This window comes from Pseudomonas sp. FW305-28 (assembly GCF_017351395.1).
Classification (GTDB): Bacteria; Pseudomonadota; Gammaproteobacteria; order Pseudomonadales; family Pseudomonadaceae; genus Aquipseudomonas; species Aquipseudomonas fluorescens_AA.
Map to the genome: position 1 here is coordinate 1 of NZ_JACNDD010000047.1, position 23554 is coordinate 23554.

At 64.1% G+C, this 23554-nt stretch carries 25 protein-coding genes; 4 read left to right on the forward strand and 21 right to left on the reverse strand.

Translation table 11 applies throughout. From position 1 onward, the window contains the following. Nucleotides 1-66: 66 nt before the first annotated feature. Both J4E53_RS13045 and J4E53_RS13050 read left to right on the forward strand, forming a co-directional pair. On the forward strand, nucleotides 67-1065 hold the full coding sequence (locus J4E53_RS13045) for a 4-hydroxyproline epimerase (protein ID WP_103308853.1): 999 nt from the start codon (nucleotides 67-69) through the stop codon (nucleotides 1063-1065). A 251-nt stretch (nucleotides 1066-1316) separates the two neighbouring features. After that, entirely contained in the window at nucleotides 1317-1850 is a 534-nt protein-coding gene (locus J4E53_RS13050; protein WP_060739527.1) for a PAAR domain-containing protein, read from the forward strand. A 276-nt stretch (nucleotides 1851-2126) separates the two neighbouring features. On the opposite strand, the gene J4E53_RS13055 is transcribed toward J4E53_RS13050, so the two are convergent. The 20 genes from J4E53_RS13055 to J4E53_RS13150 form a co-directional block, all read right to left on the reverse strand. Then, entirely contained in the window at nucleotides 2127-2573 is a 447-nt protein-coding gene (locus J4E53_RS13055; RefSeq protein WP_003197008.1) for a hypothetical protein, read from the reverse strand. 42 nt (nucleotides 2574-2615) lie between these two features. Beyond that, on the reverse strand, nucleotides 2616-3842 hold the full coding sequence (locus J4E53_RS13060; RefSeq protein ID WP_103308854.1) for a beta-ketoacyl-ACP synthase: 1227 nt from the start codon (nucleotides 3840-3842) through the stop codon (nucleotides 2616-2618). Beyond that, on the reverse strand, nucleotides 3842-4570 hold the full coding sequence (locus J4E53_RS13065; RefSeq protein ID WP_072407283.1) for a 3-ketoacyl-ACP reductase FabG2: 729 nt from the start codon (nucleotides 4568-4570) through the stop codon (nucleotides 3842-3844). The genes J4E53_RS13060 and J4E53_RS13065 overlap by 1 nt, the downstream gene beginning before the upstream one ends. Continuing rightward, nucleotides 4567-5034 carry a hotdog family protein gene (locus J4E53_RS13070; protein WP_092203402.1) on the reverse strand — a complete coding sequence of 156 codons (468 nt, stop codon included), beginning with the start codon at nucleotides 5032-5034 and terminating at the stop codon, nucleotides 4567-4569. Before J4E53_RS13070 ends, J4E53_RS13065 begins: the two co-directional genes overlap by 4 nt. Beyond that, a complete protein-coding gene (locus J4E53_RS13075; RefSeq protein ID WP_103308855.1) occupies nucleotides 5031-6227 on the reverse strand; it encodes a beta-ketoacyl-[acyl-carrier-protein] synthase family protein in 1197 nt (398 codons plus the stop codon). The genes J4E53_RS13070 and J4E53_RS13075 overlap by 4 nt, the downstream gene beginning before the upstream one ends. After that, nucleotides 6224-6706 carry a DUF3261 domain-containing protein gene (locus J4E53_RS13080; RefSeq protein ID WP_060739522.1) on the reverse strand — a complete coding sequence of 161 codons (483 nt, stop codon included), beginning with the start codon at nucleotides 6704-6706 and terminating at the stop codon, nucleotides 6224-6226. Before J4E53_RS13080 ends, J4E53_RS13075 begins: the two co-directional genes overlap by 4 nt. Continuing rightward, the gene (locus J4E53_RS13085) at nucleotides 6703-7431 is read right to left on the reverse strand and encodes a class I SAM-dependent methyltransferase (RefSeq protein WP_060739521.1); all 729 of its coding nucleotides are present in this window, start codon (nucleotides 7429-7431) and stop codon (nucleotides 6703-6705) included. The genes J4E53_RS13080 and J4E53_RS13085 overlap by 4 nt, the downstream gene beginning before the upstream one ends. Then, nucleotides 7428-8687 (reverse strand): NAD(P)/FAD-dependent oxidoreductase, encoded by a 1260-nt coding sequence (locus J4E53_RS13090; RefSeq protein WP_103308856.1) that lies wholly within the window; start codon nucleotides 8685-8687, stop codon nucleotides 7428-7430. Before J4E53_RS13090 ends, J4E53_RS13085 begins: the two co-directional genes overlap by 4 nt. A gap of 23 nt (nucleotides 8688-8710) precedes the next feature. Then, entirely contained in the window at nucleotides 8711-11050 is a 2340-nt protein-coding gene (locus J4E53_RS13095; protein ID WP_103308857.1) for an MMPL family transporter, read from the reverse strand. Then, nucleotides 11034-11627 carry an outer membrane lipoprotein carrier protein LolA gene (locus J4E53_RS13100; protein WP_060739518.1) on the reverse strand — a complete coding sequence of 198 codons (594 nt, stop codon included), beginning with the start codon at nucleotides 11625-11627 and terminating at the stop codon, nucleotides 11034-11036. The genes J4E53_RS13095 and J4E53_RS13100 overlap by 17 nt, the downstream gene beginning before the upstream one ends. Beyond that, nucleotides 11624-12049: a thioesterase family protein gene (locus tag J4E53_RS13105; protein WP_060739517.1), complete on the reverse strand. Its 426-nt coding sequence runs from the start codon at nucleotides 12047-12049 to the stop codon at nucleotides 11624-11626. The genes J4E53_RS13100 and J4E53_RS13105 overlap by 4 nt, the downstream gene beginning before the upstream one ends. Next, on the reverse strand, nucleotides 12042-13586 hold the full coding sequence (gene hutH, locus J4E53_RS13110; protein ID WP_060739516.1) for a histidine ammonia-lyase: 1545 nt from the start codon (nucleotides 13584-13586) through the stop codon (nucleotides 12042-12044). Before hutH ends, J4E53_RS13105 begins: the two co-directional genes overlap by 8 nt. Further along, nucleotides 13567-14511: a glycosyl transferase gene (locus J4E53_RS13115; protein ID WP_060739515.1), complete on the reverse strand. Its 945-nt coding sequence runs from the start codon at nucleotides 14509-14511 to the stop codon at nucleotides 13567-13569. The genes hutH and J4E53_RS13115 overlap by 20 nt, the downstream gene beginning before the upstream one ends. Continuing rightward, nucleotides 14508-15242, reverse strand: a complete 735-nt coding sequence (locus J4E53_RS13120; RefSeq protein ID WP_060739514.1) for a glycosyltransferase family 2 protein — start codon at nucleotides 15240-15242, stop codon at nucleotides 14508-14510. The genes J4E53_RS13115 and J4E53_RS13120 overlap by 4 nt, the downstream gene beginning before the upstream one ends. Nucleotides 15243-15448: 206 nt before the next feature. Then, entirely contained in the window at nucleotides 15449-17128 is a 1680-nt protein-coding gene (locus J4E53_RS13125; protein ID WP_103308859.1) for an AMP-binding protein, read from the reverse strand. Beyond that, a complete protein-coding gene (locus J4E53_RS13130) occupies nucleotides 17125-17670 on the reverse strand; it encodes a hypothetical protein (RefSeq protein WP_072407257.1) in 546 nt (181 codons plus the stop codon). Before J4E53_RS13130 ends, J4E53_RS13125 begins: the two co-directional genes overlap by 4 nt. Beyond that, complete coding sequence (locus tag J4E53_RS13135; protein ID WP_030140951.1) at nucleotides 17667-17921, reverse strand: acyl carrier protein; 255 nt, start codon at nucleotides 17919-17921, stop codon at nucleotides 17667-17669. Before J4E53_RS13135 ends, J4E53_RS13130 begins: the two co-directional genes overlap by 4 nt. 9 nt (nucleotides 17922-17930) lie before the next feature. Further along, a complete protein-coding gene (locus tag J4E53_RS13140) occupies nucleotides 17931-18188 on the reverse strand; it encodes a phosphopantetheine-binding protein (RefSeq protein ID WP_060739511.1) in 258 nt (85 codons plus the stop codon). After that, on the reverse strand, nucleotides 18169-18978 hold the full coding sequence (locus J4E53_RS13145) for a 1-acyl-sn-glycerol-3-phosphate acyltransferase (protein WP_060739510.1): 810 nt from the start codon (nucleotides 18976-18978) through the stop codon (nucleotides 18169-18171). Before J4E53_RS13145 ends, J4E53_RS13140 begins: the two co-directional genes overlap by 20 nt. Beyond that, a complete protein-coding gene (locus tag J4E53_RS13150) occupies nucleotides 18954-19673 on the reverse strand; it encodes a beta-ketoacyl synthase chain length factor (protein WP_103308860.1) in 720 nt (239 codons plus the stop codon). The genes J4E53_RS13145 and J4E53_RS13150 overlap by 25 nt, the downstream gene beginning before the upstream one ends. 358 nt (nucleotides 19674-20031) lie before the next feature. Here J4E53_RS13150 and J4E53_RS13155 point away from each other — a divergent pair, with 358 nt between their 5' ends. Then, nucleotides 20032-20799, forward strand: a complete 768-nt coding sequence (locus tag J4E53_RS13155) for a ParA family protein (RefSeq protein WP_060739508.1) — start codon at nucleotides 20032-20034, stop codon at nucleotides 20797-20799. 24 nt (nucleotides 20800-20823) lie between these two features. On the opposite strand, the gene J4E53_RS13160 is transcribed toward J4E53_RS13155, so the two are convergent. Further along, on the reverse strand, nucleotides 20824-21825 hold the full coding sequence (locus J4E53_RS13160; RefSeq protein WP_060739507.1) for a GntR family transcriptional regulator: 1002 nt from the start codon (nucleotides 21823-21825) through the stop codon (nucleotides 20824-20826). 345 nt (nucleotides 21826-22170) lie between these two features. Here J4E53_RS13160 and J4E53_RS13165 point away from each other — a divergent pair, with 345 nt between their 5' ends. Then, nucleotides 22171-23532 (forward strand): amidase, encoded by a 1362-nt coding sequence (locus J4E53_RS13165; protein WP_103308868.1) that lies wholly within the window; start codon nucleotides 22171-22173, stop codon nucleotides 23530-23532. Nucleotides 23533-23554 lie beyond the last annotated feature (22 nt).

A 23554-nucleotide genomic window follows, 5' to 3' on the forward strand; every position in this document is an offset into this window, starting at 1 on the left:
GATCGCCTGTCTCGCGGCGCGCTGCAGCGCCATTCTCCCAGCAAAATGGTTTAACAGGACGTCACCATGAGACGCAGTTTTTTCTGTATCGATTCCCATGCCTGCGGCAATCCGGTTCGCGTTGTCGCAGGTGGCGGTCCGTTGTTGCCGTCGGTTTCCATGGCCGAGCGACGGGAGATATTCGTCCGCGATCACGACTGGGTACGCACCGCGCTGATGTTCGAGCCTCGCGGCCACGACATCATGTCCGGCGTGATCATCTACCCCTCGACTCGCGAAGATTGCGACTTTGGCGCGTTGTTCATCGAAGTCAGCGGCTGCCTGCCGATGTGCGGCGCGGGGACCATCGGGCTTTCGACGGTGGTCATCGAAGAGGGGCTGGTGACGCCGAAAGAACCGGGCAAGCTGGCGATCGAAACCCCGGCCGGCCGTGTCGATGTCGAGTACACCCTGGACGGTGAATACGTCGACTCGATCAAACTGTTCAACGTCGCCAGCTATCTGCACAGCGCGGATGTTGTGGTGCAGGTGCCTGGCATTGGCCAACTGACTGTCGACATCGCCTACGGCGGTAACTTTTACGCGGTGGTCGAACCGCAGCAATGCTGGCCAGGCCTTGATGGACACAGCACCGCCGATATCGTCGGTCTGAGTGTGAAACTGCGCGCGGCGCTGGCCGGAATCTGCAATCCGTTGCACCCGGAAAATGAGCGGATCACTGGCGTGCATCACGTCATCTGGTGCGACAAACCGCAGAACAGCACAGCGGATGGTCGTTGCGCGGTGTTTTACGGTGACAAGGCCATTGATCGTTCTCCTGGTGGCACCGGAACTTCCGCCAGGATGGCGCAGTTGTTTGGCAAGGGGCGACTGAGAGTCGGCGACACCTATCGACACGAGAGTCCGATTGGCACGCTTTACGAAGGCAAGGTCGAGGCGGCGATAAAGGTTGGCGAATTCGCCGGCATACGCCCGAGCATCACCGGTTGGGCTCAGGTGACAGGCTACAACACCCTTTTTGTCGATGACAGAGACCCGCTCGCTCACGGTTTCCAGCTCGCGTAAGCGCTTCTCCAGGGTGCATCGCTTCGGGCGATTGAAGCCAAGCGTAACGAATCGCCAGATAAACGCTCTGTGCTGTAGGAAAACGCGCATTTCTAGTTGAGACACTTCCTATTCGTTCCAGGTACCACGCCGTTGGGATTGCCACTCACCTGTGCTGCGACGTCTTATTCATCATTCCGAATCCTCCGGCTCGGTGCTCCTTCCCAGCGGCAAGGGGCGCAGCCTGAAGCCCATGAATAAGGCCCCTGGAAATGCACTCACCTTTGGATGCCCTCTACACCAACGAAATTTCCCGTGAAGCGCTCTGTCATTTGGATGACTTGTACTTGGAGCAACGCCACCTGGAGGGTTACGGCGAAGAAGTCGCGGCATTCGTCAATCGACAAAAAGCATTCGTCCAAGCGCATCCGCCAATCGCTATTTATCGAGTGGCCACCGAGGGCAGCCAGACGCGGTACGGCGGAACGATCCAGCAGGTGTCATCGTCATTGACGTTCACCTTGGATAATGGCTGGAAAGTGCGGGCCGCGCAGAAAGGCGACCAGGTGGTGTATGCCGATGGCAGCACGGCACGGATCATCACCGGCGCGGGGGAAGCCAATAGCAATATCGCGCTGGTCGGCAGTCGTTTGAGCAATGGCGACGAAATCATCAATACGCTTCAGAAACGTTTCCTGATCATCGTGCGTGAAGGCGTGCCGATGGCGGAGGATTTCCTGCCTGCTCTTAAACGGGCGGATGTTCATCGCCTGCACTCGAATGGGATGAAGGAAGACATCCAATGAACGAGGGTCTGCTGCGCAGCCCAGCGGGAGCAAGCTCCCTCGCCACAAGGTTCGTGCTGGACACTCGGACGGCTGGTGGGCTCCAGACAGCGTGCTGGCAGTATCCAGGTACGCCACCCAACCCAGTGGGAGCGAGCTTGCTCGCGATGACGGCAGCACAGCCAGCATCTCAGGTACTGACCCAGCGCTATCGCGAGCAAGCTCGCTCCCACATGAGGGTTGCGGGATGGCCTGGCATCAATTGCCAGGCCTCTCTAATGGCCCAAACGGCGCTTTTTATTGCACCTTCGCCAAATCCCCTTTCAACGCAACACCGGCCATGATCGCGCCGGCGTGGCATTCGTAGGTGGTGGGGTCTTTGCGTTCGTTGCTCTTGTAGAAGCTGACGATGTTGGTGACGGCGTTGGCGCCGGCGTTCTTGGCGGCCTGGTGCAGGCTGATCAGGGCTGATTGCAGCACCCATTCGCAGGCCACTTCATCGGACTTGTTGAAGGCGTTGGTTTTCTTGTTGGTCACGGCGCCGGGGCTGACCACGGTGACGTTGCCAGCCGGTTTGTTGCCGGCCAGGTAGAACTTCACGCTGCCGTCGATCTTGCCGGTGCGGATGGCTTCGGCGACGACCTTGTCGAACGGCAGGAACAGCGCGGTATCACGGGCCTGGCTGAGGCTTGGCAGGGTGCTGAGCAACAGGGCGGCGGTCACGGCGATTTTCTTCAACGACATCATGGTCTCCTTGACGTAGGGGTAACGGGTTTTGAATCCGATTCAGCGCCAGCGGCGGAAGATCAACGAGGTGTTGACCCCACCAAAGGCGAAGTTGTTGTTCATCACGTATTCGTTGCTCATCGACCTGAACTCGCTGCGCAGGTAGTCGAGCTGGCCGCATTGAGGGTCGACCTCATCGAGGTTGAAGGTGTGCACGTACAGGTCGCTTTTCAGCATTTCGATGCTGAACCAGGATTCCAGCGCCCCGCAGGCACCCAGGGTGTGGCCGAGGAAGCTCTTCTGCGAGCTGATGGGCATGTGCTCGCCAAACAGGCTGCTGGTGGCCAGGGTTTCGGCGATGTCGCCCTGTTCGGTGGCGGTGCCATGGCCATTGACGTAGCCGATGGCCGAGGGTTCGAGGCCGGCATCTTCCAGGGCCAGTTCCATGGCCCGGCGCATGGTGACCAGTTCGGGGCGGGTGGCGTGCTGGCCGTCGGCGTTGCTGCCGAAGCCCACGATCTCGGCATGAATCCGTGCGCCACGGGCCAGGGCGTGTTCCAGTTCCTCAAGCACGAGCATGCCGGCACCTTCGCCGATCACCAGGCCATCGCGGCCTTTGTCGTAGGGACGCGGGCTGGTTTGCGGCGCATCGTTTTTCAGGCTGGTAGCGTAGAGCGCATCGAAGACCATCGCTTCGGTCGGGCACAGTTCTTCCGCACCGCCGGCCAGCATCAACGGCAGGCGCCCGAACTTGATGGCCTCGTAGGCATAGCCGATGCCGTGGCTGCCGCTGGTGCAGGCACTGGAAGTGGGGATCAGGCGTCCGGTCAGCCCGAAGAAGATGCTGATGTTGGCCGCCGTGGTGTGGGGCATCATGCGCACATAGGAGTTGGCGTTCAGGCCTTCGGCCACGCTGTTGAGCAGCATGTTGCCGAACGCCTTGATCTCATCGGTGCTGCCGGTGGATGAACCGCAGGACACGCCCATGCGCCCGTCCTTGATCGATTCGTCGCCCAGCAGGCCGGCGTCGGCCAGGGCCTGTTCCGCCGACGCGACTGCCAGGCGCGAGACCCGCCCCATGCTGCGCAATTGCTTGCGGGTCCAGTGGGCCGGGACCTGGAAGTCGTCGATGGGGCCGGCCAGGCGCGTGTTCAGTTCGGTGAAACGGTCCCACTCATCCATGCGCCGGATGCCGCTGCGGTTGGCGGCGAAGTTGCTGGCGATGGTTTCCCAGTCGCTGCCCACGGAGGTGATGCCGGCCATGCCGGTGACGACGACGCGCTTCATCAGCACAAGCCTCCGTTGACGGCCAGGACCTGCCGGGTGATGTAGCCGGCTTCGGCGGACATCAGGAAGTTCACCGCGCCAGCCACTTCTTCCGGGGTGCCCATGCGCTGGGCGGGGATCATTTTCATCAGTTCTTCCACGGGTACGTTTTCATCGAGCATGGCGGTGTCGATCAACCCCGGCGCGACGCAATTGACGGTGATCTTGCGCTTGCCCAGCTCGATTGCCAACGCCTTGGCCGCGCCGATCAAACCGGCCTTCGAAGCACTGTAGTTGACCTGGCCGCGATTGCCGATCAGCCCGGAAACCGACGTGATGCAGACGATCCTTCCGGCGGCGCGACGACGGATCATCGGCATCATCACCGGGTGCAGTACGTTGTAGAAACCGTCGAGGTTGGTGCGCATCACCACATCCCAGTCGTCTTCGCTCAGGGCCGGGAAGGCGCCATCGCGGGTCAGGCCGGCATTGAGCACCACGCCGTAATAGGCGCCGTGGGCTTCGACATCGGCTTCGAGAATGGCCTTGCAGGCGGCGCGGTCGGCCACGTCGAATTGCAGCACCCGGACATTGCGGCCCAGGGCCTGGATTTGTGCCTGGACCGCCTCGGCCTCGGCGCGACCGCTGCGGCAGTGCAGCACGATGTCGTGCCCGGCCTGGGCCAGGCGCAGGGCGATGGCGCGGCCGATGCCACGGCTGGAGCCGGTGACCAGTACGGATTCAGTCATGGCGGGGTTCCTGTTGCGGACGGTTCATGAAGGTAATGGGCAGCCTGGGGCGGACGGAATACATTGAGCCGGGCCGTGGCATGGATGCCGGGGGCGTGGATGTGGCATTCGAACACGCCCATGCCGTTGTCGTCTTCCAGGGAGCGCACGCCATGGATGCTCAGCTCGGTGCCGACGGGAAAGCAGTCGACGTTGCATTCGAACTTGCGGGTGCCGAGCAAAAAGCCCAACTCCACGGCATCGCCGCGTCGGCGCGCGTGGCAACCGGCAAACGCCGCGACACTCTGGGCCATCAGCTCGATGCCGACCCAGGCCGGCAGTGCGCCGTCGTCGCGGTTGAACAAACCGCCGGGCTTGACGGTGGCGTGGGTGTGGATCTGTTCGTCATCGAACGACAGGATCCGGTCGATGAGGATCATGTCGCCGGCATGGGGCAGCAGTTCGGCGAGCGGCCAGTCAGTCATGGGGCGTCTCCGATAATCAGGCTGACGTTGTTGCCGCCGAAGGCAAATGAATTGCTCATCAGGCGGCGCGCGGTGGCGGGTTTCAGGCGGGTGTCGGCGGTGACCCAGTCGAGCGCTGGCAGGGCCGGATCGGCCTGGCCGTCCCAGATGTGCGGCGGCAGGGCCTGGGCGGTGTTCTGTGTGCTCAGGGCCAGCCAGCAGAACGCCGCTTCCAGCGCCCCGGCCGCGCCGAGGGTGTGGCCGGTCATGGGCTTGGTGGACGAGCAGGGCACACCGGCCGGGAACAGCCCGGCCACGGCCTGGCTTTCCATGGCGTCATTGTGTTGCGTGGCGGTGCCATGCAGGTTCAGGTAGTCGATCTGGTGGGCGTCGAGGCCGGCGCAGCGCAGGGCTTTTTCCATGGCCTGGCGTGCGCCGCGACCGCTGGGTTCGGGCGCGGAGATATGGTGGGCATCGGAACTGGCGCCGTCGCCGAGCAAGGCAATCGGTGTGCCCTCGCCTGGCGTCTTGCTCATGAGAAACAGCACCGCCGCTTCGCCAATGTTGATGCCGCTGCGGTTCACCGAGAACGGATTGCAGCGTTCGTTCGACACCGCCTCCAACGCGGAAAAACCGTTGAGGGTCAGTTTGCACAGGCTGTCCACGCCACCGCACAGCACCGCATCGCACAGGCCCAGGTCCAACAGGCGCCGGGCGCTCATCAAGGCGCGGGCGCTGGAGGTACAGGCCGTGGAAATCACGTAGGACGGGCCGCTCAGGCCGAGCCAGTCGGAAAGAAAGTTGGCCGGCGCGCTGAGTTCCTGTTGCTGGTAGTCGTAGCCGTCGGGGAAGCGCTGCTCGCGCAGGTAGTGGGCAATGCCCTGGCTGGCCTCATCGATGCCCGACGTGCTGGTGCCCAGGACGATGCCGATGCGAGCGCGCCCGTAGGCCTGGATGGCCTGGTCGATCTCCGCGCGAATCTGCAGCCCCGCTTCCAACAGCAGTTGATTATTACGGCTGCGTTGCGCCGCCAGGGCAGGGGGGATGGGCGCGAGTTCACCCGGTACCGCGGCGACCGGCAAGGCCCGTTCGGCCACCCAGCCATCCTCGCAACGCACGCCCGAGCAGTCGCCGGCAAACAGGTTGCGCGCGACAGTGTGCTTGTCGCGGCCCAGGGCGCAGATCACCCCGAGGGCATTCAGGTAGGCGGTCATGGGGCGTTCTCGGTCAACGGTGTGATGCGGTAGCGGGGGCCTTGGGGCAGGCTCATTTCGAAATCCAGCGGCTGCGTGTAGCGCACCTGCCAGCGATTATCGAGGGTCCGTTGCGACGCTTGTCGCCGGGCCGCCGGATAGTTGCCGGACAGCTCGGCGTCGGGGGTCAGGGCGAACAACAGCGCGGCGAATAATTCTCGGGCCTCGGCATTGGGTGGCAGCAGACCGTCGGCCTGCCACTGGCCGTCGACCAGGCGCTGGCGGGCCACGGGAATGCCCAGCGGGTCCATCATCGACCAACGGATGCCGGTGTCTTCGCGCTGGATCACCAGTAGCCAGTCCTGGCGTTGGCCGGCCAGGGTCCGCTCGATGTGCAGTTGCATTGGCAACGCCAGGGTCGGCGTGCGGGCGGGCAGTGGCGCCTGGCTGGCGCAGGCGCTGAGCAGCAACACACAGGCGATCAGCAGGCCACGGATCATCCGGCAGCCCCTTCGCCAGGCTTGCGCGCCACCACATTGACCAGGGTTTCCTCACGCTCGCCAAATGGCTTGGGCCGGCGCAGGCCAAAGCGCTCCAGCAGGCCGAAATCCTTGGCGCGGCTCCACCACAGGTACGGGTAGGAGACGTTGCGGTCTTCGAACCGGAACCCTTGATCGCGGATCATCTGCAGGTACTGCGCGGCACTTTTCTGCACGTGCATGGGGTGGCGGAACAGCCAGCGGATCACCCAGGTATCGATGTAGGCTTCGGTGGATTCGGCGAACATCAAATAGCCGCCGGGCTTGAGTACGCGGTAGAACTCGGCGAGGGCTTTTTCCTGCTCCACCAGGTGATGGAACGTCTGGTGGCAGAACAGCAGGTCGACGCTGGCGTCGGGCACCGCCAAGGTCGCGCAGTCGCTGCCGATCAGTTCCACGCTCATGCCTTGGCGCGCGGCTTCCTCCCGGCTCAGGTCCAGGCTGTGAGGGTCGGCATCCACGCCGATCAGGCGTTGTGGCGCGAACACCTGGCGCAGGTACTGGAATGATTTACCCTGGCCGCAGCCGGCGTCCAGCAGCACCGGGTTGGCTGGCAGCGCGGTGCTGAACAGGCTGCGCAGGTCGTTGATCGCCACGCGCAACACGTGGTGCTGCCAGGTGTGGCTGCGCAGGAACCAGAAGCCGAAGCGGGTTTCTTCGACGTAGTTGTCGCTCAGGTAGCTCATGGTTGCTGACTCGGCGCCGGGCTTGCGCAGATTTCCGAGAGCATGCGCAGGCGCCGCTTGGGTTCACTGACAAACGGGTTGCGCTGATCCCAGGCGTAGCCAGCCAGGATCGAACTGATCATGCGCCGGATGTCGTCCGAGCCTTCGGTGTAGAAAATCACGTCCTGGAAGGTACCGGCGTACCAGCCCTCGACATAGCAGCGGAAGGTGTCGACGCCGCGCTTGAGTGGCTCGGCAAACTCGCTTTGCCAATCGACGCTTTCACCTTGGAGCTGGCGGTGGAGTACATCGGCGGCCATGCTCGCCGAACGCATGGCAATGGTTACGCCGGAGGAGAACACCGGGTCGAGGAATTCCGCGGCGTTGCCCAACAGGGCAAAGCCCGGGCCGTGCAGGGTCTTGACGTTGGCCGAGTAGCCGCCGATGGTGCGTGCCGGGGTGTCCCACAGCGCATTATGCAGCACGCCGGCCAGGCTCGGGGTTTCGTCGATGAAACCACGCAGGCAGGCATCGAGGTCGTCGGTGCGACCGGCGAAATGTTCCGCCGCCGCGACCACGCCCACCGAGCAGCGCCCGCCGCTGAACGGAATGGTCCAGAACCACACGTCACGTTTGCTCGGGTGGGTGGTGATGAGGATCTTTTCCCGGTCGAACGCCGGAGTGTCGATACGATCCTCGATGTGCGTGAACACCGCCTGGCGCAGCGGGAAGTTCGACGGTGCCTCAAGGTCCAGCAGGCGCGGCAGGACGCGACCGTAGCCGCTGGCATCGAGCACGAATTCAGCTTCGACGCAGTACTGGCTGCCGTCTTCACGCTGCACGCCCAGTCGTGGTTTGGCGAGGGTGAAATCGGCACTGGCAATCGCTTGGCCGTAGCGGATCTCCACGCCTTGCAGGGCGGCCTGGTCGGCTAGCAACTTGTCGAAGTCGGCCCGTTGCACCTGGAAAGTGGTGGGCTTGCCGTTGCTGAAGGTATCGCCGAAGTCGAAGGCGCTGTAGCGCTCGCCCCAGGCAAACGCGGCGCCGTTCTTGCGCTGGAACCCGGCGGCATTCACCGCGTCGAGCATGCCGGCTTCTTCAACGAAATCCAGGCAGTGGGACAACAGGCTCTCACCGATGGAGAACCGTGGGAAATGCTGGCGTTCGATGACCAGCACATCGTGGCCCTTGCGCTTGAGCAGCGCGGCGGCTATGGCCCCGGAGGGACCGGCACCGATGATGACGACCTGGCGATGTTCCGTTTCAGTCACAGGCATTGGGATTCCTTGAATATCCGTAATCATCGTTGGTCTTCTTGAGCGGATGTGGGGTGTTCGTGATGCCCGGCCCACGGCGCCAGCATGAAACTGAAAGCCAGCCCCAGGCTCACCGCCAGGCCGAAATTACTCACTGCCGGTGTGCTGGAAAGCGCCAGCAGGCCGAACGACAGCCAAGTAGTGATCGCTGCCAGGAAAGTGCCCAGCAGGCTCACCGCCGCGCCACCAATCTGCTCGCGCATCAGGATCGCGTAATCGACGCCGATGGCCGTCACCAGCAGCAGGCCGAACAGGCTGAACAGGGTCAGTGGCTGCCCCAGCCAGCCGAGGCTCGCCAGGCTGCACAGCGCGGCCAGCAATGGCAGGGCGACGATGCGCAAGGCCGCACCGACCCCGAACGGCCAGATCAGCACCAGCACGATCAGCACGCAGGAGGCCAGTTTCAACTCGGCGGCGCTGACCTGCGTGGCGGCGAAGACCCGGTTCAGGTCCCCCAGGCGATCCACCAGTTGTACCCCCGGCAGGTCCACGGCTTGCACCCGCAGCAGCGCGGCGTCGTTCAAGCCTTGCAGGCTGATCATGGCGGCCACGCCTTGGGCGGTGGGGCCGAGCCAGAGCGTGCGGTACGGCTCGGCCAGGGGCCCGGCCAGTGCGGCATCGATGTCGGTTACCGGCAAGGCCTGCAATTGCGCCAGTTCCGCTTGCAGCGCGGCGACTGGCACGCCCAGGTCCAGCAACGGCTGCCAGACAGCCGGCAAGCGGGCCAGGGCCTCACGTACCTTCTGCTGTTCGGCGGGCGGGCTCACCAGTTGGTTCAGCGACAGGTAGCCCTGGAGTTTTTCCAGGGCGATCAACTGATCCAGCCGCTCGTTGAGGGCGGTCTGGCGCTCCAGCAGTTGAGACTGATTGTCGGCGCGGATCAGGAAGAACTGGCTGGTGGGCTGGAAGCCGGTGATGCGCGCGATGTCGCGGGCTTCGTCGGTGAGGTGCTGGGGCGTGCCGATCCACTGGCGGATGTCGTTTTTCGTGGTCAGGTGCCAGAGGCCGCCCGCGCAGAAGCTCAGCAGCAACACCAGCAGCACGGGCGTCGGCACCCGTGCCAACAACGCCTGGCGGATCTGGAGCAGGCATTCGCATAGCCGCAGCGGCCATTGGGCCGGACGCAAATCCGCGCCGTTGAGCAGCGCCGGCAACAGGCACACCGCGGTCAAGTAGGCACCCACCAGCCCGGCGGCGGAAAATATCGCGATCTGGGTCAGGGCCGGGAACGGCGTCCAGGCCAGGGCCAGGTAGCCGATGCAGGTGGTCGCCAGGCTCAGGCTCAGCCCCGGCAGGGTCAGGCGCAAGGCCGGCCAGCTGCGCCATGGCTTGAGGCTCCAGCTCTTGGACAGGTAGTGCAGGGGGTAATCCACCGCGACGCCGATCAGGCTGGAACCCAATACCAGGGTCATCACATGCATGCGTCCGAACAAGGCCACGCACGCTACGGCACCGAACAGCATGCCCACCAGCACCGGCACGAACGCCAGCCACACGCGCAAGCGTCGGAAGGCCAGCAACAGCAGCAGCAAAATGCCGACCGTCGCGCCACCGCCGACCCAGGTGATTTCCCGCGACGCCTGTTGCTGGCCGCTGGCGGCGTACAGCAGGCCGCTGGCCGCCAGCAGTTGCCCTTGGGCCTGGCCCGCCTGGTCGCGGCTGCGTTGCAGCAGCTCGGCCACTTGCAGCGGCAGGTTCATGTCGAAGGCGGTGCCCTGGGCGCGGGCCCGCAACATCACCCAGCTTTTACCGTCGGCATCGGCGACCAAGGCCCCGCTGCCGATGTCGAATTTGATCGCGCCGCGTTGGGGCTGGCTGTTCTGGATACGTCCGGTCAGGCCCAGCCAATCGTCCTGGTTCGGCACCAGGCTGAAGCCGCTGAACGGGTCGAACAGGGCCTGTACTCGTTGCTGGATGAACGCCTGGGGCTGTTCGATCAGTTGCTGCCGGTCCGCCGCCGAGAGCATCGCCAAGCGCCCGTTGAGCAGTTGCGTACGCAACGCCGGCAAGTCGGCCTGCAACGTCCACTGCACCTTGTCGAACAGGCCGCTGGCCTGCCATTGCTCGCCCAGGGTTTGCGCCAGGGCGATGGCTTGCTGGCGATCGGCATGACCGACCAGCACCAGCACCTCGCGATTCAACGGTTCCTGCATGCGCTGTTCGGCGATCAGTTCCAGGGCATCGGGCGACGTGCCCGGCACCAGTTCCATGAGATTGGCCGACAGCGGCGCGCCGTTGCGCCACTGCCAGCCGGCGAGCGCGAGCACGGCCAGCAGCAGGATCAGGAACAGCCGGGGCAGCATCCGTTCACTCGGCAAAGTCATGTTGCTCCGCTTCGCTCAAAGGTTGCGCGCTGGTGGCGTCCTGCATGCGCAGCACGGTGCTGTCGCCCTGGGTTTCCAGCAGTTCGATGCGCTGGACCAGTTCGCCGCCGTCAATGTTGATCTGGTTGAAGACCTGCTTGAGTAGCACCGAGCGCGGGGTCAGGGTGAGTTTCCACTGCTGTGGTTCGCCCGACAGGCTCAGTTCGAAATCCCGTTGCAAGCCACTGCTGTCGCCCTGCAATACCGCCAGGAACAGGCGGTTCTGTTCGGCGCCGGCGCTCTTGTTCGGCAGCATCTGCCAGGCATTGCCGTCCCGTCGGGCAATTCCATGGGCGGTGATGCGGTAGTCCTGTTGCAGTGGGGTTTGCAGCAGCCACAGCAGGCCGTGGTTTTTCGCCAGCACGAAGCGGCCCTTGCTGGTGAGCGGCTGGGGCAGCGCACGCAGGTGTTTTTCCTGGATGAACTGGCCGTGGATCACCTCCGGGCGGGCCAGTTGGTCGCTCAACTGCTGCAGGTCGAAGGCCTGGGCCAACGGCGCCAGGCAACACAGCAGCAACCAGATCGACAAACGTTTCATGGCAGTTTCCTTTCGACGGCTTCGACAAAGACCCGGGGCGAGGCCAGCAGCATTTCGCGGCTGGCGATGTCCACGGCCACTTGTACCGAACTGGCGCGGGTCAGGCGCTCGCCGGTGGCTGCGTCGCTGATCAGGTAATTGATCTTCAGCCGGTTTTCCCACTCCACCAGGCTGGCACGCACGGTCAGGGCCTGGCCGAACACGGCGCTGCGCACGTAGCGCAGTTGCAGGTCGATGACCGGCCAGGCATGGCCGGATTCGAGCATGTCGTTGTAGTTGTGGCCGATCAGGTCGAGCAGCGCACAGCGGGCCACTTCCAGGTATTTGACGTAGTGGCCGTGCCAGACCACGTTCATCGAATCGACGTCGAAAAACGGCACCACGATGTGGGTGTCGACGTGCAGAACGCCTTGGCTACGCATGCAGCCTCCAATGTTGTTCGGCAATGCGTTGCAGGCACAGGCGCAATTCGCCTTCCAGGGCGCGGTCTTCGATGACCGGGGCGAAATCCTCGGCCAATTGCTGGTGCATGGCGGCCAGGGCCGGCGGCAGCGGCCGCGCGTCTTCGGCACGGCTGCGCAGCCATACGCCCTGGTTGGCCGCCAGCAACGTGGCGGCGGCGACCTGTTCGGTCAGTTCCAGCACGCGGATCGCGTCCCGGGCGGCGATGGTGCCCATGCTCACCTTGTCCTGGTTGTGACATTCGGTGGAACGCGAGAACACGCTGGCCGGCATGGTGTTTTTCAGGGCTTCGGCGGTCCAGGCGCTGGTGCCGATCTGCACGGCCTTGAACCCGTGGTTGAGCATCGCCCGCTCGGCGCTTGCGCCGGACAGGTTGCTCGGCAGGCCGTGGTTGTAGCGCTCGTCCACCAGCAAGGCAAGTTGCCGGTCGAGCAGGTCGGCGACGTTGGCCACCAGGTTCTTCAGGCTGTCCATGGCGAAGGCGATATGCCCGCCGTAGAAATGCCCGCCGTGGAGCACGCGCTCGGCTTCGGCGTCGATGATCGGATTGTCGTTGGCGCTGTTGAGTTCGGTCTCGATGAACGAACGCAGCCAGCCCAGGCTGTCGGCCAGCACGCCGAGTACATGGGGCGCGCAGCGTAGGGAATAGCGATCCTGCAGGCGATGCAGCGGCGCTGTCGGTGCATCGATCGCCAGGTCCTTGCGCAGCCACGCGGCGACTTGCATCTGCCCTGGGTGTGGCTTGGCGGCGAACAGGCGCTCGTCGAAATGTTCCGGGTTGCCTTGCAGGGCGACGACGTTCAACGCGGTGATACGGGTCGCCAGTTGCAGCAGGTAGTCGGCCCGGGCGAAGGCCAGGCAGGCCAGGCCGGTCATCACAGCGGTGCCGTTCATCAGCGCCAGGGCTTCCTTGGGCCGCAGCACCAGTGGGGTCCAGCCCAACTCACGGTGCACATCGGCGGCCAGGCGCCGCTCGCCACGGAACATCACTTCCCGTTCACCGGACAGCGTGGCGGCGACGTAGGACAGCGGCGTCAGGTCGCCGCTGGCGCCCACTGAGCCTTCTTCCGGAATCAGCGGCAGGATGTCGTGTTCGAGAAAGGCCTGGAGCCGCTCCAGCAGTTCCACCCGCACCCCCGACACGCCGTGGCACAGCGACTGCAAGCGCGCCGCCAGCACCGCGCGGGTGGCCTGGGCGTCCAGCAGTTTGCCCAGGCCACAGCCGTGGAACGTGTACAGGTGACGCGGCAGGGCCTCGACGTGGTGCAGTGGTACCGCGACCACGCAAGAGTCACCGTAGCCGGTGGTCACGCCATAGATCACGCCTTCCTTGTCCAGCAAGGAGTCGAGGAATTGCGCACCCTTGGCGATGCGCTGGCGGAACGCCGGGTCATCCTGCAACTGCGTCGGGGCCTGACGGTTGGCCAGGGCCAGCACATCTTCGATGCGCAGGGGGCGTTCGCCGAAGGTTACCGGCTCAAGAGTGGGCATCGTCATCGGTCTTCCAGAAAGGGTAAAAGTTGAACCACTGTTGGGGGCCCTGGAGGCAGTACTGCGCCAGGCGCTCGGCATAGTGGCCGGCCCAATGGGCGATCACTTGTTCGCGCTCGTTGCGTTTCCACACTACGGCATCGGCGAAGGGTTCGAGCGTGACGCGATAGCGCCCCTCGTGCTTGAGGCACATCAGCAGGTTGACCGGGCATTTCAGCAGGCCGGCCAGCAGCCAGGGGCCCTGGGGGAATGCCGCTGGGTGGCCCATGAAGTCCACGGTCACGCTGCGTCCGCCGTGCAGTGGCACGCGGTCGCCGGCAATCGCCAGCCACTCGCCGCGCTCCAGGCGCTCGCTCAGTTGCAACATGATCACCGGGTTCAGCTCACTGACCTGGATCAGCCGCAAGTGCGTGGCACCGGCCTCGCCCAGCAAACGGTTGAACTGCTCGGCGTGCTTGGTGTGCACCAGCACGTTCATGGTCACTTTCTCGCCCAGCTCGGCCAGGGCCCGGCACATCTCCAGGTTGCCCAGGTGCGCGCCCACCAGCATTTGCCCGCGGGCATCGCGCAGGTGATTGCGCAGTAGCGCCGGGTCGACGATTTCGATCTGGTCGATGCTCAGCTTGCCGTTCCAGACGTCGAGCTTGTCGAGCAAGGAATCGGCGAACGCCATGAACTGCCCGAACACCCGCCAGCGGGTCGGGCGCAGTTCGGCGCGTGCGCTCCAGTCGGCCAAGCGTTGCTGGTATTGCCAGGCCGCCTGGCGCGCGCTGCGGCCGAAAATGAAAAAGTACAGGACGATGCCGTACAGCACCGGGGTCAACAAGCGCCGGCCGAGCACCTTGGCGGCGAGCGCGGTGAGTTTCATCAGCCAGAAACTGCCGCGCTCCTGGCGGTCGGCCCAATGTTGCTTGTCTGCCTGAAGGCTCATGTCCGCCACCGTCGCCAGAGGATCAGGGGCGCGCGCACCAGCATGCCGAAGAACAGCCGGGTGTGCATGCTGGAAATCAGCACGTTGTCGTGGAACAGGCGAAAATGCGAAACGCCGTCCTGAGGGTAATGGACTCGGGTGTGCAGCCAGTGCATCGGCTGATTGCGCCAGGCCAGGCGCACCAGGATGTCCGAGTCGAAATCCATGCGCTTGCCGATATTGGCCGAGTCGATCAGCGCCAGGGTCGGTGCCAAGGGGTAGACCCGAAAGCCGCACATCGAGTCGCGGATTTGCAGGGACAGGCTGTTGATCCAGACCATGACGTGGGTCAGGTAGCGCGCGTACAGGCGACCTTTCGGCACGCTGGCGTCGTAGTGTGGATAGCCGCAGATCACTGCGTCCGGGTGGGCGCGGGATTGCTCGATGAAGGTCTTCACGTCGCCCAGGTCGTGCTGCCCGTCGGCGTCCACCTGCAAGGCGTGGCTGAAACCCAGGCGCGACGCTTCGCGCAAGCCGGTCATCACTGCGCCGCCCTTGCCCTGGTTGACGGCCAGCCTGACCAGATGCACCTGCTCGCCCTCGGCCAGCCGTTCCAGTACGGCGGCACATGCCGGGTTGCTGGCGTCATCCACCAGCACGCAGGGCAGGCCGTTGGCGAGCAACGCCTGGACCACCGCCGGGATGGCGGTTTCGTGGTTGTAGACCGGGATGACGGCGCAGGGGTTATGCATGCGGCATGTCTCGGTGGCTAAGGTGCATTTTGTGGCGAGGGAGCTTGCTCCCGCTGTAGGAGCTGCCGAAGGCTGCGATCTTTTGATGTTGATCTTTCACTTGCGACTCAACTGTCTGGGACAAGATCGCAGCCTCGTTGCACTCGTCAGCTCCTACGCCGCCCAGCGGGAGCAAGCTCCCTCGCCACAGGAGGGCAGTGTGAGCATTAATCATTCGCCATCCCCAACACAATCCGCCCACTGGAACAGGCGGCCGTGGCATTGCGGTAGGCAAAGTACAGCTTGCCGCGCTCGCGGTCGAAGCGCAGGTGCAGTTGGATGTCGTCACCGGGGCGAACCAGTTGCTGGAATTTCAGCACCTCCATGCCGACGAACCGCGGCGGCAGGTCCAGCAATTGGCGGCCCAGGCTCAAGGCCCAGTCGACCTGCACCACGCCGGGCAATACCGGCGCGGTGGGGAAGTGGCCGCTGAAGTACGCGAGGTCAGGCGGCACGACCAGGCGCAGGCTCCACTCACCGTCGGTTTCGACCTGTTCCAACACGTCGGGGGCTTTGGGGCGTGGCGCCATCAGCAGCGCCTCGACCTCGGCCTGGGGCAGCTTGCCCTGGGCGTTGAGCGGCAACTGCCGCAGCCAGCGCCAGCGCCGTGGCAGGGCGAGGGTTTCGCAATGTTCGCTCAGGTGCCGGCGCAGGCCCTCGGTCACGGCCCGCCGACCCTGGTTGCGCAAGGCCCGCAGGCCAGCGTCGCTCAGCACCAGCAGCGCGCCGAGGGAGGCGCGGTTCTCCTGCACCACGCCCAGCCGCGCTTCGCTGACCCAGTCGTGGGCCACCAGCGCCTGTTCGAGCATGGGCAGGGAGATGCGCTTCTCTTCGAGCTTGACGATACGGTCCAGTCGCCCGAGCAGCTCGAAGCGCCCATCTTCGGCGATTCGCGCCGCGTCGGCGGTGTGTTCCACATGCCCGGCGGGCAGATAGGGCGAAGCGATCAGCAAGGCGCCGTCGCTGTCCTGGCGCAGCTCGACGTCGGCAAAGGGCTGCCACCATGGGTCACCCTGGCGCCAGGCGATACCGCCGGTTTCCGAGCTGCCGAAAATTTCCGTCGGCCATTGTCCCAGGCGTCGCTGCAAGCTTTGCGCGGCCTCGGCCGGCAAGGCGCCGCCGGAGGAGAACACCCGGCGCACGCTGCTCAGGGCCGGCCAATCGAGGTTATCGCCCATGCGCTTGAGCAACGCCGGGCTGGCGACCCAGGCGAACACCGGCTGCTCGCGGCTGGCGCGTTGCAGGTCTTCGGGGAACGCCAATTGCCTGCGCCCGAACGGACGCCCGGCGCACAGCGGCCACAGCACTCGGAACAGCAGCCCGTAGATATGCTGGGTGGCAACGCTGCCGATCATGCAGGCCGGGCCCAGGTCGGCGCCCCACAGCTGTTCCAGGGCCTGGACTTCGTTACTCAACTGCCGCAGGGTTTTCTCGATGCGCTTGGGCTCGCCGCTGGAGCCGGAGGTACACAGGCTCAGCCAGCAGTGATCGAGGTCCAGTTCGACGGCGTCCATCGGCGCGTGTTGCAAGTCGTCGGGATGGGTGTCGCCGGGCTGGTCGGTCAGCCACAGGTCCACCTCCGACGCCCAGCGCTGGCGTGTCTGCGCTTGCAGGTCGGCAGGAAGCAGGACGCGTGTGCCGGCGTGCCAGGCACCGAGCAGGGCGATGGCCAGGTCGGCTGCATCTTCCAGGTGCACCGCCACCTGGCGTACGCCCCGGGCCTGCAGGCCGGCCGCCAGGCGCAACGCCGCGTCCCGCAGTTGCGAATGATCCAGCGCCGGAGTGACCGCGACGGTGCGTTCCGGCTGAGCCCTGAGCAACATTTGCTCAAGTGTTATCCAATTCATGGGCGGCCTCTTACCCGTTGTCGTATGAGCCATTCAATGGCAAACAGCAGCCCCATCAATCCGTAGGAAATCAGGCCGGTGTACAACATCCACCAGCTCAGCGGCGCCCAGAGGGTCAGGGCGGCGGCGAGCAAACCGTTACACAGGAAAAACACACTCCAGGCCACCGTGACCTGACGCGTATAGACCACCGCCTTGGCCGGCAGCTGCGGCTCGCGCAGGCGGGCCAGGCGTTCGATCATTGGCGGGCCGTATTTCAGGCTCAGGGCAAACAGCCCGAGCATGAACCCGCTGATCAGCACCGGGTACCAACGCAGCAGGAGCGGGCTGTCGAACAGCGCGAGCAACACGCAAAACACGATCGCCGTGGTCGCCATCCAGCGGCTGCCGTCACCGCCCTTGCCTAGCAACGCCCGGGCCAGCCACAGGCTACCCAGCAGCAGCCCGAACTGCCACGGGGCGAAATGCTCCATGCCGAAATACACCGCAAAGGGGTACAGCAGGCCTGCCAGCAGCAGGCCGAGGCCAATCAGCCGGGTCATGCGGCCGGTTGAACCAGTCGATAGACCGCCTCGACCACGTCATTGACGGTGCGCACCGACTTGAATTCCTCGGCGGCGATTTTCTTGCCGGTCTGGCGCTTGATGTGGTCGATCAGGTCAACCGCATCGATGCTGTCGATTTCCAGGTCCTGGTACAGGTTCGATTCCAGCGTCACGCGCTCTGGGTCCAGCTCGAAGAGCTCGACCAGGGCGTCACGCAGGGTGTTGAAAATGTCGTCACGAGTTTGCATGGTCCGGTCTCAGGGGCGTTTTGCAGTGACGAAGGCCGCAAGGCTTGCCACATTGCTGAAATGGTTACGAGTGTCCTTGGCGTCGGCGTCGATCTTGATGCCGTACTCCTTCTGGATCGCCAGGCCTAGCTCCAGGGCATCCACCGAGTCCAGGCCCAGGCCTTCGCCGAACAGGGTCTGGTGGTCGCCGATGTCGTCGACTCCAATATCCTCCAGGCCGAGGGCGTCGATGATCAGCTGTTTGATGTCACGGTGCAGATCGCTCATCTTCGGCGAGCTCCTTGATGAAATAGTGATGCAAGAAATCGTTGAGCCTGCGCGAAGCCTGGGGCGGCGGGCCGAGCGCGGCGAACGCCTGTGGATCTATATCGGCCCCGACGTGAAAACTGAAGTGCACGCGGCGCCGGGGGATGCGATACCAGGGTTCGGCCTTGGTCAGGGTCGTGGGGTTGACCTTGATCGTGACGGGCGTGAGGATTTTCGCACCCCGCAGGGCGATGGCCGCGGCCCCCCGATGAAAGGCCGGCACCTGGCCTGGCTGGGTGCGCGTCCCTTCGGGAAACACGATCAGTGTCTGGCCATCTTGCAGGGTATCGCTGGCGGCATCGAGCATGTCCATGCTGCCGTCGTTGCTGATGTACTGGGTTGAACGCAATGGACCACGGGTAAAGGGATTGTCCCACAGGCTTTGCTTGACCACGCAGTTGGCGTTGGGCACCAGCCCGATCAGGAACACCACGTCGATCAGCGAGGGGTGATTGGCAATGATCATCTGTCCGGGGCGCCCGAGCCGTTCGGCACCATCGATCTGGTAGGTGAGCACGCCGGTGCGGGCCATGAACCGGATAAAGAACCAGAACAACCGCCCGACGGTGCGGCGGGCCCTTTGTCGGTGGGCCTGGGCATCGCCGGGCAGCCAGGCCAGCAACGGAAAAACCAGCAAGCGCAGGCACAGCCCGCCCAGCCCGAACAGGGCGAAGCTTGCGGCGGTCGCGACCAGGCGCCAGTAATAGGCGTCGCGATGTTTACCGGTCACCGGTTGCGTTGCCAGGTCCATACACGATTCTTCCAGGCATGTTGGCAGGTGGTTTCGTTGTTCAGCAGGGTACGCAACAGGTCCAGGGCATGGGGCCAGTCGCTGCCGGATCGTTGGTCGGCCTGCGCGGACAGGTCCAGTTGCCAGTCGTCGCCCGGCGTCAGCAGCAGGCCCATGGCATAGGGGAAGGGCACGTCATCGACCCACGGTGCGTAGACCTGCGGCGGCTGTTCTTCGGTGATCACCAGCAACACCGCTGGCGAGCCTTCGTTCAACAAAGCGGCGGCCTCCAGCACACCGTGTTCCAAGCCGTCGCCGGTGGCGGCCAGGGCGGTCATTTCGCTGGTTTCGCCGCGCATGATCGACCACAGGCCGATCACCGCGTTGTGCACCGACAGGCTGAACTGAGTTGGCGACAAGGGCTGGTCGGCCGCCAGGTCCTTGAGAATCTCAAAAGTGCGCGGGGTTTCGCCGTGGCGGGAAATAAAGACCAACGGTAGGTCCGGCTGGCCCTCGGCCAGTGGCCAGCCGACACTGAAGGCCATCCGCGCCAGGCGGCTGAGGCGACGACGCTGCATGGCAGGCAGGAACGATACGTCAGGGGCGGCATCACTGGCCGGCAATACAACCGGCTGTCGGCTCCAGGCCTGCCAGTCGTCCACGCTTTCGAGCCCAGGGGCCCACGCGCGCCATTGGGCGATACTGAAATTGATCAAAACTCATCCCACCCCTGCGGGCTTTTATTGTCACGGTTCAGTGGTTTGACCCGCGTCCAACCCTGCATGGCCTTGCGACCCAAGTGGCGCGCATTATCCCGGTGCGGTTGGCTTGTAGCAAATACTGGTTACATTTTGCCCAGCAAAATGTACGAGTCGGTCCGCTCGATGCCTGGCTTGGACCATTATCGCGATCGTCACGGGCTTGTCTGTCGGTTGTTTCTGTCTTTATCCGGGCACGATTGACGTCTGAATCGTTGGAAAAGCCACTGTTGCTGTAGTCCTTCTACGCAGAAGGTAGCTAAGCAGTGTCGCGGCCTACTACACTCGGGAATCTTTGATACACGGAGGTTTTGACATGCGGCGTGTGGTGTTCAATCAGAAAGGTGGCGTGGGCAAGTCCAGCATCGCCTGCAATCTGGCGGCAGTCAGCGCCAGCGAGGGCTATCGCACGCTGTTGGTGGACCTGGATGCCCAGGCCAATTCCACTCAATACCTGACTGGCCTGACCGGCGACGATATCCCCATGGGCATTGCCGACTTCTTCAAGCAGACCCTGTCGTCCGGGCCTTTCTCGAAAAAGAACAAGGTGGATATCTACGAAACGCCGTTCGACAACCTGCACGTGATCACCGCCACGGCGGAGCTGACGGACCTGCAGCCCAAGCTCGAGGCGAAGCACAAGATCAACAAGCTGCGCAAATTGCTCGAAGAGCTGGAGGAGGATTACGACCGGATTTACCTGGACACCCCGCCAGCGCTGAATTTCTATGCGGTTTCAGCGTTGATCGCCGCTGATCGGGTGCTGATCCCGTTCGACTGCGACAGCTTCTCCCGTCAGGCCTTGTACGGCCTGCTGGCGGAAATTGAAGAGCTCAAGGATGACCATAACGAAGGCCTGGAAGTCGAAGGCATCGTGGTCAACCAGTTCCAGGCCCGCGCCAGCCTGCCGCAGCAGATTCTCGACGAACTGATCGCCGAAGGCCTGCCGGTATTGCCGGTGTACCTGAGCAGTTCGGTGCGCATGCGCGAATCCCACCAGGCCAGCCTGCCGCTGATCCACCTTGACCCGCGGCACAAGCTGACCCAGCAATTCGTGGACCTGCATGGGTTGCTGGAAAGCTGAGGGCTGGCCGCCGACCATGGGCGATCAGCTGATTTTGCTCAGGTAGGGTGGCAAGTCCTGCTCCGGCACGACCGATAGCACCTTGAGGCGTTGCAACATCCGTTGCCGGGCGCGTTGCAAATGCTCCTTGAGGTTCAGCGCGGCGGCGTCGAAGGCACCGTGTAGCAACAGTTCCAGGATCAGGCGGTGCTCGGCCAGCATGGCGGGGTCCGCGCCGATTCCCAGCAGCCGGGAAAAAATCCGGCTGATGATCATCGGGCTTTGGGCCTGGCGAATCAGTGCTGCCATTTTGCGATTTTGCAGGCCGCTGAGGCAGTGCTGGTGCAGGTCTTCCTCGATGCGCTGGATCGTCTCTTCCGGGCAATGCTCAGCCTGTTGTGCTTGGGTTACCCGTTCCAGCATGGCTTGCAGTTGCTCGCGGCTCAGCCCTGGCGCACTTTGACGTAGCGCCTCAGGCTCCAGGCAGGCGCGCAGCTCATAATCTTCGGTGACTTCCCGGGCAGTGAGCGGGCCGGCCAGCCACTGTGAGTAGGGCTCTTTTTCCAGCAAGCCCCGGTCCCTCAGGCGCATCAAGGCTTCTCGCACCACGGCCCTGCTCACGCCGTAATGCTCGGCGGCGGCTTGTTCATCGAGGCGGTAGTGGCCGAAGGTAATGCAGGTCAGCAACGCGCTGCCGATTTCTTCGTGGATCCGCTCGCCCAATGGTCGCGTGTCCACCCGTTCTTCGCCACGCGCCAGGCCAAGGTGAACATGGCTCAAGGGCAGGCGCAGCGGCTCGATATCCAAGCCCAGGGGATTGATCAAGTACCCACGCCCGTCAAAACGGCTGATCAACCGCTCTTCGTGCAACAAGTCCAGCGCCTTGCGCACCGGAACACGGCTGGTGCCGAACAGCTCCGCCAGCGGTGCTTCCAGTAACACCAAGCCCTGCAGTGCGGTGCCCTCGGTAATTGCATCACGCAATACCTGATGAATCATCGCGTAGCGAGACGCGGTGCGCGGGTCTTGGGCTGGCGCTGCTTTCATCGATTCCTCTGGGCATGACGGCGATGGAGGGATTCTCTCACAGTGTCCAGTGTCACTGAGGGTCACATTGGCGCGCCCTTTCGTGGGGCTCGCTCCATCAAAACGTTACTTTTATGCACCTAAATGTATCTTTTATAAAAATATACATTAGATAAGCATGCCTTCCGGATGTTGGCCAGGGCCCTGCTCATCCAAGTCATTCGCGCGGCTCTAAGCTGATGGTTACAGCCCCTCGGGAGACTTTGGCGCTCAGCGGCTATGGACTGCGCAAGCGTAGCTGGCACGAAATCTGCTCCGTATAAAATGTACATTTTAATAATAGATACATTTTGGATGCCGCAGCCCATGAGCCCATTTTCCTCGCTGGATGCCATTGCACTCGCCGAAGCCTTCGCGTCAGGGCGCACCGATCCGGTCCAGGTGCTGGAACAAGCGCTGGAGCAAGCCGCTCGCGCCGAACACGTGTTCGTGTCGTTGACCGAGGCCCGGGCCCGGCGTGAAGCGCAGGCCTCGGCGGCGCGCTGGCGTGCCGGGCAACCGTTGAGCGGCTTCGACGGTGTGCCGATGGCCTGGAAGGATTTGTTCGACGTGGCCGGCAGTGTCACCACCGCGGCAGCGGCGGTGCGCCGGAACGCACCGCCCGCGCTGTTGGATGCCGCCAGTGTCAGCCTGCTCAGCCGGGCCGGCATGGTTTGCCTGGGCAAGACCAACCTCAGCGAGTTCGCCTATTCAGGGCTCGGCCTCAACCCGCACTTCGGCACGCCGGTCAACCCGTTCAGCGATGCACAACCGCGGATCCCCGGCGGCTCCTCCAGCGGTTCGGCGGTCGCGGTCGCGGCGGGCATCGTGCCGATCGCCATGGGCACCGATACCGCCGGTTCGATCCGCGTCCCGGCGGCTTTCAACGCTCTGGTGGGGTTTCGCGCCAGTTCCCGTCGTCACAGTCGTGACGGGGTATTTCCCCTGGCCCACAGCATCGACAGCATCGGCCCGTTGACTCGCAGCGTGCGTGACGCCTGGATGATCGACGAACTGCTTCAGGGGCGCGACCCACGACAAGCGCCACCGGTGCGCAGCCTGGCCGGGCAGCGTTTCTGGGTCGAGCAAGCGGTGCTGGAGGATGCCCGTGTCGAGGCCGCGGTGCGGGCCAATGTGCTGGCCGGTGTCCAGGCGCTGCGCACCGCTGGGGCGCTGGTGGAGATTCGGCCATTGCCGGCTTTCCAGGCCAGCCTCGCGCTGATCCGCGACCACGGCTGGCTGGGGGCCGCCGAGGCGTTTGCCTTGCACGAGGCCTTGCTCAACAGCGCCGATGCCGAACGACTCGACCCGCGGGTACGCCGGCGTCTCGAAGCGGCGCGGCCCATGACCGCCAGCCAGGTGCTCAAGCTTTACGACGCGCGATCGACCTTGCAACGCCAACTCGTCGAGGAGCTCGACGGCGCGGTGCTGATCACGCCGACCGTGGCCCATGTCGCCCCGCCGCTGGCGCCTTTGGAGGCCGACGACGAACTGTTTGCCCGTACCAATCTCGCGACCCTGAGCCTGACGATGCCCGGCAGTTTGCTCGACATGCCCGGCGTCAACCTGCCCAGCGGCCGGGACAGCCAGGGGCTGCCCACAGGCCTGCTGCTCAGCGTGCCTCAAGGCGAGGATGCCCGGCTCCTGCGAGTCGCGCGCTCGGTCGAAGCGACGCTCGCCAATTCCTGATTGATGTTTGAACAACCACCAC